This is a genomic window from Paenibacillus sp. p3-SID867 (assembly GCF_025142895.1).
In the GTDB taxonomy this organism is placed as follows: domain Bacteria; phylum Bacillota; class Bacilli; order Paenibacillales; family Paenibacillaceae; genus Paenibacillus_AQ.
Map to the genome: position 1 here is coordinate 41,700 of NZ_JAMBDM010000001.1, position 18,497 is coordinate 60,196.

Genomic DNA, 18,497 nt, shown 5'->3' on the forward strand with positions numbered 1-18,497 from the left:
CTAATTATATAAAGCTTTCTTAGATTCGATCCTCTTTTTCATTTTGATCGACGTACCGCTGCCTGGTTCGCTGACCACTTCAAATTCATCCATGAAATTTTCCATGATGGTGAATCCCATGCCGGATCGCTCCAGCTCTGGCTTTGATGTATAAAGCGGCTGCTTGGCCATCTCCAAGTCTTCGATCCCATGGCCGGAATCTTCAATGCACAGCGTGATCATATCCCCGTCTATGGAGGCTTCAATCTTGACAACCCCATCCGGATCACTATCATAACCGTGGATAATGCTGTTTGTGACCGCTTCGGAGACTACCGTTTTTAGGTCACTCAGCTCATCCATGTTGGGATCCATCTGGGAGATGAACGCAGCCACGGCGACACGGGCAAAGGATTCGTTTTCCGACTTTGCGGCAAACTGCAGAGTCATAAAATTATGCTGTGCTTTTCCTTCACTCATGACACTACCTCCAAACCCGAGAGTGCCGTGCTCTCGTTCTCATATATCGGCATGATCTTGAACAGCCCCGACATTTCAAGCAAGCGGTAAACCTGCGGCTTGACATCGCATACCGCCATCTTTCCGCCTTTTTGCTTGATGAATTTATAGCGTCCCAGGATGACCCCAAGTCCCGAGCTGTCCATAAAGTCCAAGTCCTTTAAGCTCAGCACCAAGTGCTCTGTTTGACGTCTCTGAATAGCTTCATCCAGCTGCATCCGGACATGATCAGCCGTATGATGATCCAGTTCCCCGGACAGACGGACAATCAGTACATGCCTGTGATGCTCCATATCAACATGCAGATTCATGTTTGCTCACTCTCCTCCCTGACATGAACAAAGATTTCTACATTTGAAAATGACATTCCTGCATCCCGACAAAACTAGAAGAAAACTCCTATTAATCTACATGAAACAACCTGCCGGTTGTCCGTTTAAAGAGCTTCCAGAATCCGGCCTTCTTCACCTCGACAGGAGATGTCAGCTCGAACTCCTTCACGACCCGATCACCTTGATATACCGTTAGCTTGCCGACGACTTGTCCGGCGGCTACCGGCGCCTTCAAATTCGGGTCCATCTGAATCTCATGACGGATATCCGGACTTTTTACGCCCTTCTTAACCAGCACGCTGTAATCTTTATCCGCTTGAATCGAGATCTCAGGCACGGTTCCCTTCTGGACCTTCACGATACCTAACACTTCACCCGGTTTATAGATGGAATGCATCGAATACTGGGAGAAGGCATAGTCAAACATGCGAGATACTTCATTATTCCGAGTCTTTGTATCCGGAGCTCCCATGACAACGGCTACAGCGCGCAGTCCGTCCCGTTTGGCCGTTGCCGATAAACAGAATTTGGCCTCTGACGTGTATCCGGTTTTCAATCCGTCAGCACCCGTGTAGAATCGAACCAGCTTGTTTGTGTTGACCAGCCAGAACGGTTTTTCTGAATCTTTACGTAAATAATCCTGATAGGCTCCCGTATATTTGGTGATCTGGTCATATTTCAGCAGCTCCCGGCTCATGACCGCAATGTCGTGGGCCGAAGTATAGTGATTCTCTGCAGGAAGTCCGTTGCAGTTCACAAAATGTGTATCCTTCATTCCCAGCTCGGCCGCTTTCTCGTTCATCAGCTTCACAAACGCTTCCTCTGAGCCGGCAATTTTCTCCGCCACCGCGACGGAGGCATCATTGCCTGATGCCATGGCTATGCCTTTGAGCATCTCATCCACCGTCATCTCTTCGCCGGGCTCAAGAAAGATCTGTGACCCGCCCATGGAGGCCGCATATTCGCTGGTACGCACCTTATCCGTCCACTGCAATTGTCCTTCATCGATGGCCTCCATCGTAAGCAGCATCGTCATAATTTTGGTGATGCTCGCCGGAGGCAGCTTATCATGGCTGTTTTTCTCGTAAATAATGGTTCCGGTATCCGCATCCAGCAATATAGCAGAACGAGCACCTGGTGCCAGTTCCTCTTGAGATGATCCTTCGCCGGGTTTGCTTTTTTCTTCTGCATAACTTGGTACAGCCGCACTGGACAACCCTACAAATAGAACCAGCAATCCAGCGATTAACGCTTTTTTCACTTCCATCCCCTCCTGACATTCGTAATGGCATCCCGAAAAATAACGGGTCTGCTATTCATTGTCGTCAGGATGAAAACAAATTATTCCAGTATTTTACGGAAATATTATCACTTGATCTTAAAAGGAACACAGAATAACCCCATAAAGTGGAGCCTATGCTTCGATGCTTATTCCAAATACTTTGCGGGGACCCCAAACACGTATAAATGCGAATACAGAATGGTTCAGCTTCGCTGAAAACTTATAGCAAAAAAGCTGGACTCGGCAGATATAAATCCGCCGGAGCCCAGCCCCTTGCTAAAATGGGTTATTACATTTTTGGAATAATGGCCATGACAAGCGCAAGGAATTTCTCCCGGACCTTCTCGGCAGTCTCCATAACCTCGTCATGGGATAGCGGCTGATCCAATATTCCGGCTGCCATGTTGCTGATGCAGGAGATGCCCAGCACTTCAAGACCGGCATGTCTGGCCACAATGACCTCAGACACCGTAGACATGCCTACCGCATCCGCGCCGAGCGTACGCAGCATGACGATCTCGGCAGGCGTTTCATAGGTTGGTCCGAGCAAACCTGCATAGACCCCTTCTCTAAGCGCAATGCCCTGACCCACCGCGACTTCTTTTGCCAATTGGCGAAGCTGACGGCTGTAAGCCTGGGACATGTCCGGGAACCGAACGCCAAGCTCCGGATCATTCGGCCCGATTAACGGGTTGGTGCCTGTCATGTTCAGATGATCGGAGATCAGCATGAGGTCACCCGGCTCGAAGGACGTGTTGATGCCGCCCGCCGCATTGGTAACCAGCAGGCTTTTCACGCCCAGCTCTTTCATGACGCGCACCGGGAAAGCCGTCACTTCCGGACCATAGCCTTCATACATATGGAAACGGCCCTTCATCAGAACGACAGGTCGATCGTGTATCGTGCCCAGCAGCAGTTCTCCTTCATGGCCTTCTACGGTGGACACGGGAAAATGAGGAATGTCCGTGTACGGGATGGAGACCGGGTTCTCAATTAATTCTGCCAGCACGCCGAGTCCTGAACCCAAAATCAAGCCGACCTGGGGCTCGACACCCTTCTGCCCGCGTATGTATGCCGCTGCTTCCTTAATGCTTTCCTGATGAATTGAACTCATGTTCATACCTCTCCTAACTGAGAATAAGTTGTAGATCCTAGTCGAGCAGGTCCCGCTAAGATCTCGGGTGAAAATGATCATATACTTCCTTCATGCTTTTCTTGGTGGATTGATACATGCCGGTGGTGGATAATGCCGAGTGACCCAGCATCTCCTGAACCGAACGCAAGTCGGCGCCGTTCTGCAGCAAATGAATAGCAAACGAATGGCGAAGGGTATGCGGCGTGATCTCCTCATCGATATCGGCCAGCTTGCCATACTTTTTAATAATTTTCCAAAATCCCTGCCGTGTCAAGCGCGTACCGAGTGAATTCAGGAATAATGCATCCTCGTCCGCATCACGAATCAGCTTGTCCCGCATGTCTTGCATATAAAAAGCCACGCTCTCGGCTGCGATCTGAGTAATTGGAAGAATTCGCTCCTTCCCTCCGGAAACGGCACAGCGCAGAAATCGCAACTCCATATTTATGTCATGCGTATTCAAATTCACCAATTCCGACACCTTAATACCTGAAGCATATAGCAGTTCCAGCATCGCTTTGTCCCTGGCCCCCTGAGGGGTGCCGGAATCCGGGGCCGACAGCAGCTTGTCCACCTGCTCAATGGTTAGCGACTTGGGCGGCTTCCGTTCCGGCTTCGGATTTTCCAGCAGCTGGGTCGGATCTTGTCCTATAACGGCTTGACGCACCAAATATTGAAAAAAGGAACGCAAGGAAGCCGTGCAGCGAAGCTGGCTTGATGCCGCCTTGCCCTGCTGCCTCAGTCTTCCCATGTATAATCCAAGCATGGTACGTGTAACTTCCTGCGGATTGATAACGTCTCTTTCCTCTGCAAAAGCAATGAATCCTTGTAAGTCGGCCCGGTACGATTCAATCGTACTTCGGGACAATCCCTTCACGTCTTCCAGATAGGTTACATATTCGTCCAGATATTGTTTCATGATCTTTTTGCTCCTATTCCCGTGTGCCCGTTACAAGCACGATCACTCCCCATACCAGTAGTACAATCGCAGACGTTCCGCCGGCGAATATCGGGAGTCCATGGTGCTTTCAGGCTGAAAAGCCTTAACCGCTTGACCGGAAGGCGCACGGTAAGGATCCACTGGGGTCAGCCAATCTCCCACCCAACCCAGCACGAAGTAAAAAAACATCGTCAGAACAGCAAACATCGTAATAAATCGGATCAGTGAGCCTATTTTTCGGATCGATATAATCACTGGCAGCGCCTCTCTTTCATCTTTGCTTGATCACCAAGTGAAAGTGGGTATTACAGGTATACTTCACGTAAATCCTATGATACAAGCTGCTGGATTATGACGTTTTCCTCTGATGTTCTTTAGTCATTGGACTTGGCGGTTATTGGGATAGAATAAAAAAAACGTCTTATCGACGTACATGGATGATGTAGAATGATAGATTGTTCTTGCGTGAACGATACGAACTCGTGCATGTTCCATATATATTTTGGTTACCATCTAAAAAACCCTCCCGGCTTACCGCCGTAGAGGGCTTGCCGTGATGGTCATCACTGCGGTTTGTTGAATGATATAAAATTATGATTTGTCCTGGTCATTCTTGCCCTTCTCTTTGCAACGGTAGCATATGCCATGGAAATCAAGCCGATGGTCATGAACGGTAAAGTTAAACTCTCGCTCTAACCGCTCTTCCAATGGACCGAGCCAATCCTCGCGTATCTCATCCATGCTTCCACATTGAGTACATATCAAATGATGATGGTGATGCTTCGAAGTATCCGTCCGCAAGTCATAACGGGCGACACCATCGCCAAAATTTATCTTCTCGACAACATGAAGCTCACTGAGCAGCTCTAGGGTACGGTACACGGTTGCCAGACCGATCTCCGGAGCCTTCTCTTTCACGAGCATAAATACATCCTCTGCGCTAAGGTGGTCGTCTTCATTTTCCAACAATACGCTTACCGTGGCTTCCCGTTGGGGCGTTAATTTGTATCCTTGGGATTGTAGCTGCTGCTTAATTTTGTCGATCCGCGCTTCCATCGTTTCCCTCCCCCTTGGAAATCACTGCACGTTATTGTTCACTTCCTTCATTATAGGGGGATTTGACAAACAAAGTCAAACGGTTTTGCTTTATGGAAAAATTCGCGGATTATAGCAACATTGGCGTGACCCAGCGCATCATGGCCGGGGTTACCCAGGTTTCAAAAGAAGCGACTCCGAGCGTTATCAGGACCATGAAAAAGGTCAGCATCGCATACGAGGCAAAGGGCTTTACCATGCTCCCGCCGCGATTCATAATAAACCGGTCCCTGATGATGTATAGGGAGAAGGTTATCGCCGCTACGCTGCACATCATAAGCACGGGGATGATGAACAAATTTTGCGGCGCAATCGACACCAAGGCGAACAGCAGTCCTTTCCAAGAATACTGTCCGACCAAGTAACCGACCGTAAACCCAATGAGCACTCCTTTTAAGAAGTCCAATATCAATATTCCCGGAAGCCCGATGACGGACAATCCCAGAATCCATATCAAACCGATCCATTTCAGATGAAGGGCTGCGATGCTCCAGTAAGAAGACTGACTCATGGTTTCTCCACCGTCCTGCACGTTTACAAAAAAGTGGTTTAAATATCGGGCCATCTCCTGCTGCTGCTCCAATGAAAGTGCATTGACCATCAACGCTCCAAACAGGACGCCAACTAAAAACAAGACGCCCACGAACACATAGAGCATGGTCTGATCCTTAAAGGCTTGGCGGAATGATTGCATAGAATAGAGTCTCCTTTCTGTGTCTCTACTCTACTCTATGACCATCACCCTTCTTGTATGACCTAGCGATTGAAAGAGTTGGTCGATTTAGCGGAGAACCTTCCCGTAAGAGCCTCCCCCGCCATCCGAAAAGGACAATGTCCCGTTCCTAGCCATCACAATGCTGGCAGCGAGCCCTTCCCCGGCAACAGCGGCAAGCTCCGCTTCCGTAGCCTGGTGAAGGATGTGCATTTCGGTGCCGAAAGCCCCCAGCAGCTTCGACATCGACGATTTGCCAAGGCCCGGGATGAACTCTAGCGGAACCTGATAGTGATATGCCGGCCGGCTTTGCGGTACTATGGGCTCTTTACGGTCAGCGATGTTCAGAATCCGATCAAACACGCCCTGCACCAGCTTGGTACTCCCGCAGTAAGGACAGCGCACCAATTCATGAATATCGCTGCCCTCCTCCAGAATGCTGTCACAGCCGCCGCAGTAAGTACGATGGTATTTTCCGAGTCTGGGATTAAGCCCGTAGTTCGCGCTGATTCTTCGACCGTTACTTGTTCCAAGCGCCTGGCGAAATTCGGTAAATGAAGGCTTCGCCATGTCAATCCGGTTGTATTCCCTGCCGATTTTCCCAAGCGAATGTGCATCCGAGTTGGTTAGAAAGGAGTAGGCGTCCAGTTCGCTTATCCGCCCGGCCATCGAGGAATCAGCACTGAGTCCAAGCTCTATTCCCGCAATCCCGTTCAGGTCCAGCACCTCACTCATACGATCCGCCATGCTGCCGTACAGTCCCTTATGAGGCGTAAAGACGTGTGCAGGTATCAGCAGCCCGCCGCGATCCAAAATCTCCTGCTGCAGCTCACGAGGGCTGACATAGATGCGCTGTGAACTAAGCTGCACATTCTTCATGTATTTTGCCATCCAGACAGAAAACTCCTGAATGGTGTTCAGGTCAGGGAAATAGGCCAGCACATGGGCTGCGCCACGGCCGCTTTCGCGAATTTCAATCTCGCTTCCAAGCAGGATCACCGTATCCTGATACGCGATGCCGCCTCCATCTATCTCCTGCATGACGCCGCTGTCCAAACATTGGAGTATATCGTGCTGTACCGAAGGAGAATGGCAATCGATGATACCGATCATTTGGATGCCTTTGCGCTCCGAGGCCTCCACGGCTATATTCTCAAAGGTCAAATTGTTACTTGCGCTAATTTTCACAGCTTGTCCGCTGCTTGTGCGCCCTATGTGAATGTGCATGTCGCAGTAATAGGACTGAAGCTTCTCCCCGGTTGACATGTTCTTTTCAGGCTGCAGCATATCAGATTTTTCCTGTCAGGCTATACATATTCCAAGCATAAACGGCGAGAATGGTCTTCGCATCGCTGATTCTTTCTTCTTGTATAAGTGAATACGCCTCTTCCAGCGAGATTTCCATCATCTCTATAAATTCATCCTCATCCGGGTTCATGTCGCCGCTGACCAGATCCTCTGCCAGATATAAGTGAATGATCTCATCTGCAAATCCCGGGGAGGTATAAAAGGAATGCAGTTTACGAATGGAACCGCACGAATAACCCGTTTCTTCCTGTAGTTCGCGCTTCGCCGCTTCCAGCGGATCTTCCCCCCGCTCCAGCTTGCCTGCAGGGATTTCAACCTCACAGCGCCCAAGCGGCTGACGAAATTGATTGACGGCCAACATTTTGTCGCCTTTTATAGCAAGCACCGCTACTGCGCCGGGGTGTCTGACAACTTCACGTTTCGCAGTCCCCCCATTGGGCAGTTTCACCGTATCGACCTGCAGTGAAATAATCTTCCCTTCAAAAATCGATTGGGTAGATAGGGTGGTTTCTTCCAGCAATTTATCCGAGGCTTCTCGGTTCTTACTGCCGATATCGCTCACAAAATGACCTCCTTTGTTTAAAAACGGCATGACTGACCATGCTATTGCATAAGGTGTATTATATCAAAATTTACAAGAAAGAAGGAACCTGCCCATGAAAAGCTACAAAGGGGATCATTCCGTACATATGGTAGGACAGGCTTGGCAGATCCGGATCATGCTGAAACAGTGGCAACAGCAATGGGGCTCGGAAACAAAGATTATGGATATAATTTCTAAGTCTTCTAAAAATATTTACGAAAACAAGGGGTGAAATTAGGTCTTACGACCTGATTTTCGACTTTTTTCTATTTTTTTCGAATACGGACCATGACCTTTACACCTATATGGGTGTTATAACATTGGGAGGCTTCGACATGCGACATATACCTATTATTGAAACCGAACCAATCACTAATCCACCTTCAACTGAATATGAGCGCGGTAAGTGGTACAAAAGACGCGGGTATCTTGAGAAGGCTTTAAAGAGCTTCAGGGAAGCTGCGCAATCCGGCCCGACCGACAAGACGAGCTCGGGCTGGAAGGAAGTTGATCTAAGCTGGCTCGAATACGGGTTATTGAGCATGCGGATGCGTTCCTTCGGCAAATCGGAGGAAGCTTTCAGAACCGTCGTACAGCATTCCGGTACCTACGTCCAAGAGGCTCTGAACAAGTGGGCTGCACTCCTGCACATGCAGGGGATTTCAGACCACACGATTTGTGAACGACTCCTGGACGAAACAAGAAGCTTTCCGGCTTCCAACATCATGGTTGGCAGATCACTATTCTACATCGGAGCTTATCCGGAAGCTGCCCATTGTTTTGCTAAACAGGGGAGTTTATATCCAGATACCTGTATCCAATATGTGGCTTGCCTGATCATGACGGGTCAAGTTTCTGTAGCCATGCAGCTCATCGACAGTTACCTTCGCGATTCGACTCACCACCTGCGCGAACTGCCTCGTCCAAGAACGTCAGAAGGAGCTCAGCTGGCCAGAATCAGGCAGCTCTGCGAGTGGAACATAAACCATTCAATCCCTGATCAATTTATCGCCATGTCGGATACTTTAGAATTAGCACGTGCTGCCGTTACGCTTAATATGATATCCCTAGCCGAACATCTGCTTACCCATAGCGGCGAGCATGCTTATTATGCTCTGATCTGTTTTCTTTATGATGAAGGCTACAGAGGACTCGCAATTTCAAAATTAAACCAATTGGAAGCGCTGCCGCTTCAAGAGCAGGACAGCAACTGTATGAAAGTATGTTTTATAGCGGCAGAGCATTTATATGATCAAGGAAAATATGATGAGGCTGCATCCCTGTTCGAGCAGCTTAGAGTGGTTTATCCCGGGCGTACAGAGATACGATTCGGCGAAGCTGCTTGTTATTTGCAGTCAGCCTTGATCTCCCTCTCTGCCCGCCTTGAGGAACAGTATTCCTCGGCAGTGGCGAGTAAAGAGATTGAACAATACTTAGACAACATCAATGCCGCATTGCATGTGGTCGAGAACACGAACTGGCATACCACTTGGTCGCCTGCCCAAAAAAGACGGGAGAACCAATCGCCCATGGCAACCTTGAATTAATCGACAAATCTAAAAGCCCGCAGGGACGTAAAACGTCCGCCGCGGGCTTTATACATTTTCTTCATGTCTGATGATCGACTAAGCCTTAGCCGTTTCCTGGATGATCGCAACAACGATCTGTGCCGCCTTGACCAGATCTGCAGCTTGAATGCGCTCCTGTGTCGTATGAATATCTTGATATCCAATCGCCAAATTGACGGTTGGAATTCCAAGACCGTTAAAAATGTTGGCGTCACTACCGCCTCCGGAGCGGAACGTGCGGGTGGGCAAGCCCAAACCGCCGATGGCACGCTGCGCAAGCTGAACGACCTCATCATGTTCATTAAAACTGAAAGCCGGGTAGACTATCTCGCTAATGAACTCACAATTGGCATTGTACTCCCGCACGGTAGTTTCGAGCGCCTCACGCATATCATTTACTTGCTTATCCACTTTCTCTTGAACGATACTGCGTGCTTCAGCATCAATCTGAACATGATCACAGACGATGTTGGTTGCCCCTCCACCCTGAAACTTGCCAATGTTTGCCGTGGTTTCTTTGTCGATGCGTCCCAGCTTCATTTTGGCTATCGCTTTTGAAGCGACTTGAATGGCACTGATGCCATCCTCCGGATTCACTCCGGCGTGAGCCGACTTGCCCTTGATAATCATTTTGATTTTTGCTTGGGTCGGTGCGGCAACTGCAATGGAGCCTAATTCACCGTTGGAATCCAGGGCAAAGCCGAGATCCGCATCCAAAACATCAGGGTCAAGCGCACGAGCTCCCACCAAACCCGATTCCTCACCTACCGTAATGACAAACTGGACTTGTCCGTGGGGAATGTTATTTTCCCGGATAACCCGAATACCTTCCAGTAGTGCGGCGATGCCCGCTTTGTCATCAGCCCCGAGGATAGTCGTTCCATCACTTCGAATCCAGCCATCATCACCCAAGGTCGGCTTAATGCCTTTACCGGGCGTTACGGTGTCCATATGGCAGGTGAATAGCAGTTTAGGCGCTTGCGAGGACGCCTCGTCCGCTTTCCAGGTAATAATCAGATTTCCTGCTCCGTGCCCTGTCTTCTCTCTGGCATCATCTTCGATGACGTCAAAGCCAAGAACGGAAAATTTATGTTTGAGAACCTTGGAGATCTCTTCTTCATGCTTGGTTTCACTATCGACCTGAACCAATTCCATAAACTCTTGGATGATACGCTCTTCTGAGATCACTGGACTTCCCTCTCTTTCGCAGATACGATACAATGTCTTTATATCTATATCACAATGAAATGATGCTGCTGCATGTATGTTCATCATTAAACCTATTTCAAAGGAGTTACACAATGCAACGTAAAAAGTGGTTTCGAATTGTTATCTACCTCATGCTGATTGCCATGATTGGATCAACACTGCTGGTTATCCTTGAGCCATTGTTCCTTCGCTGACACCCTGCATTTACGAGCGCCTGCTGTTACAACCAACGAGCCTCATATGGAAATACCCGGGTGAAGAAAGGCACGATCTCCCGGGCTACTTCCTCTACTTCAAAAACCCGCCCCGTACAGTCTTCCAATGAAGTTACACCATATTCCTGTATGCCGCATGGAATGATTCCAGCGAATCCCGCGTCGGCGATCCCGGATTTAATATTAAACGCAAAACCATGGCTTGTCACAAATCCGCGATGCTGGCGGGCTTTATTGAATTTAACGCCGATGGCGCAAATTTTCAGATCCCCTACCCATACCCCGGTGTACTCGGGTTTGCGGCCGGCTTCGATGTTGTATGATGCCAAGTAATCGATGATGACCTGTTCCACATCGCGCAGAAATCCGTGCAGATTCAAATTCTTGCCGCCGTCCAGCAGTAACAGCGGATACCCGACAAGCTGTCCAGGACCATGATATGTAATGTCACCGCCACGATCGATTTCAAACAAGCCGATGCCCTGCTTCTCCAATTCCTCTTTGCTTAAGAGCAAGTGCTCCGGATGACGCTGCGACCCCATGGTATAGGTCGGAGGATGTTGAAGGAGCATCAAGCATTCATGCTGCTCCCCCTGATCGATGGCGGAAACATGTTGTTTCTGAAGCTCCCAAGCCATGCCATAATCTACAACCGGCGTATACGATACATCTAACGGTTTATTCATGTGCTAACGCCTTCTTTCATAGGGTTCCCACTAACAATGAATGCTCCTGTAATTGACTTTGGTATAAATGACGTCTGCGAACCTTCTTCCGAAGAATCAGTCCGCAGATGCATTGAAGAACATTAATACAGCTTCGTATCCAGGGTATAACCTTCCAGGTTATCTTTGACCCGTTGCAGGAATCTTCCGCAGATAACCCCATCCAAAATCCGATGATCGAGGGATAGACACAGGTTCGCCATGGAACGAACAGCGATCATATCATTGATGACCACAGGCTTTTTAACAATGGATTCAAACGTTAGAATCGCAGCCTGCGGATAGTTGATAATCGGATAAGACAAAATCGAACCGAAGGATCCCGTATTGTTCACCGTAAAGGTACCACCCTGCATGTCGTCTAACTTCAGCTTGCCTTCACGGGTCTTGCGTGCAAGCTCTTCGATCTCTCTAGCCAAGCCGGCAATATTCTTCTGATCGGCACGGTGGATGACCGGCGTCAGCACGGAATCCTCTGTTCCGACGGCCAGGGACAGATTGATATCGCGCTTCACTACGATTTTATCCACGGCCCAGAACGAATTCATGATCGGATAATCTTTAATTGCGTTCACAACGGCTTTTAGCAAAAAGGCCAGATAGGTCAGATTAACCCCTTCCTTACGCTTGAACTCGTCCTTCAGCTGATTACGCAGCAATACGATGTTGGTCACGTCGACCTCAATCATCGTCCACGCGTGCGGAATCTCCGTCACGCTTTGACGCATATTTCTGGCGATCGCATTACGCATCGGCGTAACATCGATAAAGTATTCCGATCTGCCGCCTTCCATTCCTTCCACTTCGATGGTTGGAATTTTCGGCGATTCCGTCAAATGCAGCCCGGAATGACGCACATCCGGAATAGCTGTGCCAAGTGGAGGCGACGGTTCCGCAGGCGTCTGATGCTGCAGCCCTTGAAACGGCGAAGTCCCGCTAGGCTGTATCGTTTCTTGCGGTGCTTGGGCGCTCTGGACTGGTGCTGCTCCAGCAGGAGCGCCTTGGCCTTGGGCTGCTCCTCCCTTTTCAATATAAGCCAGTACGTCTTTACGAGTGATTCTGCCGCCCATGCCTGATCCCTGTACTTGCGAAAGATCAATCTGATGCTCGGCTGCCAGTGTTTGAACAGCCGGGGAATACCGGAAACGCATCGAGCCTTCTTCGCTGCCGCTTCCCTGATGCTGACTCACGGGAGCACTTGCAGCCGGCAGGGGAGAAGGATCTGCCCCTTGACCGGAAGCGACAGCGATCCGGCAAATGATCTCGCCAACATTGACAGTCTGGCCCTCCTGGGCAAGAATCTCTCCCATGACGCCGTCCAAGGTGGATGGAATCTCGGCATTGACTTTGTCGGTAATGACTTCACAGATCGGTTCGTACTGCTCGATGGCATCCCCCGGCTTCTTCAGCCACTTGGCAATGGTCGCCGAAACAAGGGATTCCGCCAGCTGAGGCATTGTAACATCGGTCAATTTCTGATTTTGTGACATGCTCACACTCCACTCCCTGTTCTTAATAAAGCGCCAGTTGACGCATGGATTCTTTGACTTTGTCCTTGTTAAGCATGAAGAATTTCTCCATCGGCGGACTGATTGGCATAGCCGGTACATCCGGACCGCACAAGCGCATGATCGGGGCATCCAGATCATAGAGGCAGTGCTCCGCAATAATCGCGGCTACTTCCCCTCCGACGCCACCGGTCTTATTATCTTCATGAACGATCAGCACTTTACCCGTTGCACGGGCCGCTTCAATAATCGCTTCCCGGTCAAGCGGCTGTATCGTACGCAGATCCAGAACATGCGCGCTGATGCCTTCTTCCTGCTCAAGCTCTTCGGCAGCCTGCATGGCAAAGTGCAGCGGCAGACTGTAGCTGATCACCGTAATATCCGACCCTTCGCGCAGCAATTTCGCTTTGCCGATCGGTACAACGTAATCATCTTCCGGTACATCGCCAGTAATCAGCTTGTAGCATTTTTTGTTCTCAAAGAACAGTACCGGATCCGGGTCGCGTATCGCAGCTTTCAGCAGCCCCTTCGCATCATAGGCCGAGTACGGCGCAACGATTTTCAATCCCGGCGTTCCGAAGAAAACCGATTCCGGGCACTGGGAATGATACAATCCTCCGAATATTCCGCCGCCGATCGGCGCACGAATCACGACGGGACAGCTCCAGTCGTTATTGGAACGATAGCGGATTTTCGCAGCTTCACTAATAATCTGATTGGTTGCCGGGAACATGAAATCCGAATATTGCATCTCGGCAATCGGCTTCATGCCATACATGGCCGCTCCGATAGCGACACCGGCAATCGCGGACTCCGCGAGCGGGGTATCAAGCACCCTCATATCGCCGAACTGATCCATCAAACCCTTGGTTGTTGTAAACACGCCGCCTTTGACGCCTACGTCCTCGCCTAACACGAATACGGACTCGTCACGCTCCATCTCTTCCTTCATGGCCAGGCGAATTGCATCGATATATTCCATTACCGCCATCTTTTACACGCCCCCTTCATCATCGGCATATACGTGAAGAAGCGTATCTTCAGGCTTCGGAAATGGAGCCAAGTCTGCAGATTCCGTCGCTTCTTTGATCTCCAGGTTTAATTGCGCAATCAGATCCTGATCGCGTGCTTCGTCCCAGAGCCCGCAGTCGACCAAATAGTTCTTAAAGCGGGCGACGCCGTCTTTCTTCCAGTTCTCTTCGACCTCTTCTTTAGTCCGGTACGCCAAATCGTTATCCGATGTGGAGTGCGGAGACAAACGGTACATCATGGATTCGATCAGTGTCGGACCTTCTCCGCGAATCGCACGCTCACGCGCTTCCTTCACGGCTGCATAGACCTCGAGCGCATCGTTACCATCCACTCGAATGCCGGGGAATCCATAACCGAGCGCGCGGTCGCTTACCTTCCCGCTAATCTGTTTATGAAGCGGCACCGAAATGGCGTATTGGTTATTCTCGCACATGATAATGACAGGAAGTTTGTGAACGCCCGCAAAGTTGCAGCCCTCGTGAAAATCCCCCTGATTGCTTGAGCCTTCGCCAAACGTAACAAACGATACAAAATCCTTCTTCTGCATCTTCGCCGCCAGTGCGATACCCACTGCATGCGGAAGCTGTGTGGTTACAGGGCTGGAGCCCGTCACAATTCGCAGGCGTTTACTGCCAAAGTGTCCAGGCATCTGCCGTCCGCCGCTGTTCGGATCCTCGGCCTTGGCAAAAGCCGACAGCATCAGTTCGCGAGGCGTCATGCCCACTGCCAATACGAATCCATAGTCGCGGTAATAGGGTAAAAAGTAATCCTTCTCCCGGTCGAGGGCAAACGCAGCAGCAACCTGACACGTCTCCTGCCCGATCCCGGATACGTGAAAATTAATTTTGCCCGCACGCTGCAGCAGCAGGTTGCGCTCATCGAATTTTCGCGCCAGCACCATATATTTGTACATGTCTAGCACTTGTCCGTCGGTCAGTCCAAGCTGCGCATGCCTATTGTTGTTTGCCGTAACCGTTTCATGTTCTTTCATGGAGATCCCTCCTTTATGTGAGCCATGACTTCAGGCTTGATCCTTCGCCTTGCAACCTAAGTTTAAAGGCATATTTGATCAAGTATTAAAACCTGGTACTAAGACTTGGCTTAATGTTATTATAATCCCTTTCTCGGCAAAAAGAAATGAGGGATTCCACAAAAGGATGTACTTATCCTTATAATCCGATGGCTCGTCCATCCACCGCAAGCATCGCTTCGCCGATGATTTCGGATAAGGATGGATGGGCATGCACCGCCGCTCCCACTTCCCATGGCGTCGCATCCAGTACTTGCGCCAGTGCCGCTTCGCCGATCAGCTCCGTAACATGCGGACCAATCATATGCACGCCCAGAATATCCTGCGTCTTCTGATCGGCAATGACCTTCACGAACCCCTCCTTCGTTCCGTGGATCAAAGATTTGCCTATCGCCGAGAACGGGAATTTTCCGATCCTGATCTCATGTCCGCGTTCTTTGGCCTGCTTCTCCGTTAGTCCGACGCTGGCTACCTCATGACGGGTATAGATGCAGCGAGGGATCCATTCGCTTCTGTAGGCTTCCGTCTTCTCGCCTGCCAGATGGTTCACCGCTGCTATCCCTTCGTGGCTTGCTGCATGGGCAAGCTGAAGACCCCCGATGCAATCGCCGATTGCGTAAATATGGGGCTCTGTTGTTTGCATATTGGCATTCACCACGATGACGCCGTTCGCAACCCGAACGTCGGTATTTTCAAGCCCGATATTTTCAGTGTTACCGATTCTCCCGACAGAGAGAAGCAGCTTGTCCGCTGACAATGTTCTGGTATCGTCCTTTTGCTCAATCGTGATGGACACGCTTTGATTCCGAATCTCACAGCTGTCGGTTTGAATGGAAATGTTGGTGATCACCTCTACGCCTCTGGCGGTGAGCATCTTTGTCAGCTCCCGTCCAACTTCCTCGTCTTCGGCTGGCAGCAGATGGGACGAAGCTTCAACAATCGTGACCTGAACGCCAAAATCATTCAGCATCGAGGCCCATTCCACGCCGATTACGCCGCCCCCTACGATGATGATGGATGCAGGCAGCTCATCCAGCTGAAGCGCATGGTCGCTTGTCAGTATATGTACGCCGTCAGGCTCTAGCCCCGGTAAGTGACGCGGACGCGAACCGGTTGCGATGATCAGATGAGTGGGAACCACGGTTTCCATCTCGCCGTCCGGAAGCTCAACCGCCACTGCCCCGCTGCGCGGAGAGAAAATGGACGGGCCGATAACCCTCCCTTTGCCCTGCACAACGGTAATTTTATTTTTGCGCATCAAATATTGAACGCCCTGGTGCAGCTGAGCGACGATACCGTCTTTGCGCTTCTGTACTTTGTCAAACGCTAGCCGGACCCCGTCCGTCTCGATGCCATAGCTCTCGCTATCCTTCATTTCCGCATACAGCTCGGCACTCCGAAGCAAAGATTTGCTCGGAATACAGCCGCGGTGCAAGCAGGTCCCCCCCAGTTTGTCCTGCTCGATGATGATCACATTTTTACCAAGCTGGGCAGCTCGGATGGCCGCAACATATCCACCGGTTCCCCCGCCAAGAATTGCTACATCACATGTTATAGCCACAAACGGCACCTCCATAATAAGTCCAGTTTTACACTTTCATTGTACTCTCTTTTTTTCGGATTACAAAATCATCATCCATAATGGAAATAGACATTGCCCTATGAAAAAGGTATGATAAACGGTAGTTCATTACATCAGTCGCAGGAAGGAATCTTCTATGAAAATGTTAATTTCCCGCTTTATTGCCATCTTGATTCTGGTTATCCCGGGTTTTATGGCAATGAAGGGTTTCTTAATGATGAAAGATGCGGTTTTTTTATATATTTCCGTTCATGGGGATGACAGTGTGGCAAACCCCGCCTTCGGTTGGCTGTCTTTTCTTGGCGGGCTGGCTCTGTTTGTCATTGGTATCGGATTCTTGGGCGGCTGGATACTGTTCCGGGACCGCAAGCGAAATTACGTTGGACCAAGATTCAAAAAGAAGCGCCAGGCGCCGAAATCAGGAACGCCATCCAAAAGCTAATCCTATCAAATAAACACCGGGGAGCCCTCCCCGGTGTTTATCATATGTTCTGAACTCCGCCGTTTATTCCATCAATGCATCCTTCAATTTACTCGACATTCTCGTTTCTCTGGACGTCGCTTTCAGCGCGGTTTTCCGCAGATTGAAATTTTGCTTCGTCAAAGCTTCCAATTCTGCATACATTGCATGGATTAACGTCAGCGCTTCCGGAGATAAGCCTCCCATGGCTTCTACCTCTCGAATACGCTCTTTCCATGCTGCCATCTTGTCGCTCATGCTGATCTTCCTTTCAGGGCATTTCCCTCTTATCTTTCTTCTAAATGATTATGATCCTGCTGCTTTCGCTAGCGAACCTTCAAATCAGCGGACAATTCAGCAATCAATTTCGGCATCCAATCGTGCAAATCCCAAAATTTAAAGCCGCCAGCTGCCGCTCTGGCATGATCCATCGTCCAATCTCCCGGAATTCCAAATGGGGACATGTGGTCTGGTGAAGCCGAAGATTGCAGCGGTGCCGACCTTCCAACTTCCTGCTGGATCAAGCCCATCATTTCCCGTACCGAAATCGTGCCGCTCGAACATGCATTAACCGGACCTTCCAATTGTACTCGGCCTGCCCACTCCAGAAATTCTGCCGCTTCTTCGGCATGGACAAACGAGATTTGCGCGTCAGGATCAGGCAAACCAATAGCTTCTCCGCTGGCTGCATGCTCAATATGAAAATGCAGTCTCCGCGTATAATCATCCGGTCCCAGCACAATCGGCAACCGGACAGCGGTAACGTTCAGGTTGTGGCGACCGAATAATACCGCCTCCGCCTGGCGCTTGCCTTCCTTATAGCTGTAGTCCCTGCTTTCGTTCATCATGACAGGGTATCTGTAAGGATCAAAGTCCTCTTCCCTCACCGGATGATCCGCAAAATCATAGACCGATAACGTAGAGGTCAGCACGTATTGTCCAATCCGTCCGGCAAAGATGTCTGCAGCTTGTCCCGCTTCTTCCGGAGTATAACATATATTATCGTACACGATATCAAAGTCCTGGCTTCCCACTGCCTGTTTTAAACCTTCCGGATCCTTTCGATCCACGGTAAGCCGCGAAACGGCACCCCCGAATGAATCCTGGTGATGTCCGCGCGTCAAAATCGTAACGGCATCGCCTTTAGCCAGCAGCCGGTTAACCAGCCTTTTACCGAAAAAGCGGGTCCCGCCCAATACTAATATCTTTGCCATTTATAATTCCTCCTTACCGGGAAATAAGAATATCATTAATAGTGCCGTACTTATACATCCTCAACCATT

The 18,497-nt window shown here is 49.9% G+C and carries 22 protein-coding genes; 4 read left to right on the forward strand and 18 right to left on the reverse strand.

The window, feature by feature from the left end:
• The 10 genes from spoIIAB to M4D81_RS00290 all read right to left on the reverse strand — a co-directional run bounded on the left by spoIIAB (nt 1) and on the right by M4D81_RS00290 (nt 7,864).
• On the reverse strand, nt 1-459 hold the full coding sequence (gene spoIIAB, locus M4D81_RS00245; protein WP_071223888.1) for an anti-sigma F factor: 459 nt from the start codon (nt 457-459) through the stop codon (nt 1-3).
• Complete coding sequence (gene spoIIAA / locus M4D81_RS00250; protein WP_071223887.1) at nt 456-809, reverse strand: anti-sigma F factor antagonist; 354 nt, start codon at nt 807-809, stop codon at nt 456-458. Before spoIIAA ends, spoIIAB begins: the two co-directional genes overlap by 4 nt.
• A 91-nt stretch (nt 810-900) precedes the next feature.
• Nucleotides 901-2,091, reverse strand: a complete 1,191-nt coding sequence (locus M4D81_RS00255) for a D-alanyl-D-alanine carboxypeptidase family protein (RefSeq protein ID WP_071223886.1) — start codon at nt 2,089-2,091, stop codon at nt 901-903.
• Nucleotides 2,092-2,401: 310 nt separating this feature from the next.
• Nucleotides 2,402-3,226, reverse strand: a complete 825-nt coding sequence (locus M4D81_RS00260) for a purine-nucleoside phosphorylase (protein ID WP_071223885.1) — start codon at nt 3,224-3,226, stop codon at nt 2,402-2,404.
• A 55-nt stretch (nt 3,227-3,281) separates the two neighbouring features.
• Nucleotides 3,282-4,166: a site-specific tyrosine recombinase gene (locus tag M4D81_RS00265; protein ID WP_260063994.1), complete on the reverse strand. Its 885-nt coding sequence runs from the start codon at nt 4,164-4,166 to the stop codon at nt 3,282-3,284.
• Between the two features lie 42 nt (nt 4,167-4,208).
• The gene (locus M4D81_RS00270) at nt 4,209-4,442 is read right to left on the reverse strand and encodes a YqzK family protein (RefSeq protein WP_100536268.1); all 234 of its coding nucleotides are present in this window, start codon (nt 4,440-4,442) and stop codon (nt 4,209-4,211) included.
• A 336-nt stretch (nt 4,443-4,778) separates the two neighbouring features.
• A complete protein-coding gene (fur, locus tag M4D81_RS00275) occupies nt 4,779-5,243 on the reverse strand; it encodes a ferric iron uptake transcriptional regulator (protein ID WP_006209405.1) in 465 nt (154 codons plus the stop codon).
• Nucleotides 5,244-5,352: 109 nt separating this feature from the next.
• A complete protein-coding gene (spoIIM, locus tag M4D81_RS00280) occupies nt 5,353-5,976 on the reverse strand; it encodes a stage II sporulation protein M (protein WP_071223882.1) in 624 nt (207 codons plus the stop codon).
• A gap of 87 nt (nt 5,977-6,063) precedes the next feature.
• A complete protein-coding gene (locus tag M4D81_RS00285) occupies nt 6,064-7,281 on the reverse strand; it encodes an endonuclease Q family protein (protein ID WP_260063995.1) in 1,218 nt (405 codons plus the stop codon).
• Nucleotide 7,282: 1 nt separating this feature from the next.
• Nucleotides 7,283-7,864 (reverse strand): NUDIX domain-containing protein, encoded by a 582-nt coding sequence (locus M4D81_RS00290; protein ID WP_260063996.1) that lies wholly within the window; start codon nt 7,862-7,864, stop codon nt 7,283-7,285.
• 94 nt (nt 7,865-7,958) lie between these two features.
• On the opposite strand from M4D81_RS00290, the gene mciZ reads away from it, so the two are divergent.
• Nucleotides 7,959-8,117 (forward strand): Z-ring formation inhibitor MciZ, encoded by a 159-nt coding sequence (gene mciZ, locus M4D81_RS00295; protein ID WP_194541891.1) that lies wholly within the window; start codon nt 7,959-7,961, stop codon nt 8,115-8,117.
• 103 nt (nt 8,118-8,220) lie between these two features.
• On the forward strand, nt 8,221-9,432 hold the full coding sequence (locus tag M4D81_RS00300) for a tetratricopeptide repeat protein (RefSeq protein WP_260063997.1): 1,212 nt from the start codon (nt 8,221-8,223) through the stop codon (nt 9,430-9,432).
• A 78-nt stretch (nt 9,433-9,510) separates the two neighbouring features.
• Here the strand turns inward: M4D81_RS00300 and M4D81_RS00305 are convergent, their stop codons facing one another.
• On the reverse strand, nt 9,511-10,641 hold the full coding sequence (locus M4D81_RS00305; RefSeq protein WP_260063999.1) for a tripeptidase T: 1,131 nt from the start codon (nt 10,639-10,641) through the stop codon (nt 9,511-9,513).
• Nucleotides 10,642-10,754: 113 nt separating this feature from the next.
• Here M4D81_RS00305 and prli42 point away from each other — a divergent pair, with 113 nt between their 5' ends.
• On the forward strand, nt 10,755-10,856 hold the full coding sequence (gene prli42, locus M4D81_RS00310; protein ID WP_162487679.1) for a stressosome-associated protein Prli42: 102 nt from the start codon (nt 10,755-10,757) through the stop codon (nt 10,854-10,856).
• Nucleotides 10,857-10,882: 26 nt separating this feature from the next.
• Here the strand turns inward: prli42 and lipB are convergent, their stop codons facing one another.
• The 5 genes from lipB to lpdA all read right to left on the reverse strand — a co-directional run bounded on the left by lipB (nt 10,883) and on the right by lpdA (nt 16,733).
• Nucleotides 10,883-11,563 carry a lipoyl(octanoyl) transferase LipB gene (gene lipB, locus M4D81_RS00315; RefSeq protein WP_071223877.1) on the reverse strand — a complete coding sequence of 227 codons (681 nt, stop codon included), beginning with the start codon at nt 11,561-11,563 and terminating at the stop codon, nt 10,883-10,885.
• 122 nt (nt 11,564-11,685) lie between these two features.
• On the reverse strand, nt 11,686-13,092 hold the full coding sequence (locus M4D81_RS00320) for a dihydrolipoamide acetyltransferase family protein (RefSeq protein WP_260064002.1): 1,407 nt from the start codon (nt 13,090-13,092) through the stop codon (nt 11,686-11,688).
• A 22-nt stretch (nt 13,093-13,114) separates the two neighbouring features.
• On the reverse strand, nt 13,115-14,101 hold the full coding sequence (locus tag M4D81_RS00325; RefSeq protein ID WP_260064003.1) for an alpha-ketoacid dehydrogenase subunit beta: 987 nt from the start codon (nt 14,099-14,101) through the stop codon (nt 13,115-13,117).
• A 3-nt stretch (nt 14,102-14,104) separates the two neighbouring features.
• Nucleotides 14,105-15,133 carry a thiamine pyrophosphate-dependent dehydrogenase E1 component subunit alpha gene (locus M4D81_RS00330; RefSeq protein WP_260064004.1) on the reverse strand — a complete coding sequence of 343 codons (1,029 nt, stop codon included), beginning with the start codon at nt 15,131-15,133 and terminating at the stop codon, nt 14,105-14,107.
• Between the two features lie 178 nt (nt 15,134-15,311).
• Nucleotides 15,312-16,733: a dihydrolipoyl dehydrogenase gene (gene lpdA / locus M4D81_RS00335; protein WP_260064005.1), complete on the reverse strand. Its 1,422-nt coding sequence runs from the start codon at nt 16,731-16,733 to the stop codon at nt 15,312-15,314.
• 157 nt (nt 16,734-16,890) lie between these two features.
• On the opposite strand from lpdA, the gene M4D81_RS00340 reads away from it, so the two are divergent.
• Nucleotides 16,891-17,196 carry a DUF2627 domain-containing protein gene (locus tag M4D81_RS00340; RefSeq protein ID WP_071223872.1) on the forward strand — a complete coding sequence of 102 codons (306 nt, stop codon included), beginning with the start codon at nt 16,891-16,893 and terminating at the stop codon, nt 17,194-17,196.
• 63 nt (nt 17,197-17,259) lie between these two features.
• On the opposite strand, the gene M4D81_RS00345 is transcribed toward M4D81_RS00340, so the two are convergent.
• Nucleotides 17,260-17,472: a hypothetical protein gene (locus tag M4D81_RS00345; protein WP_260064006.1), complete on the reverse strand. Its 213-nt coding sequence runs from the start codon at nt 17,470-17,472 to the stop codon at nt 17,260-17,262.
• 68 nt (nt 17,473-17,540) lie between these two features.
• Nucleotides 17,541-18,428 (reverse strand): NAD-dependent epimerase/dehydratase family protein, encoded by an 888-nt coding sequence (locus tag M4D81_RS00350; protein WP_260064007.1) that lies wholly within the window; start codon nt 18,426-18,428, stop codon nt 17,541-17,543.
• Nucleotides 18,429-18,497: the final 69 nt, after the last annotated feature.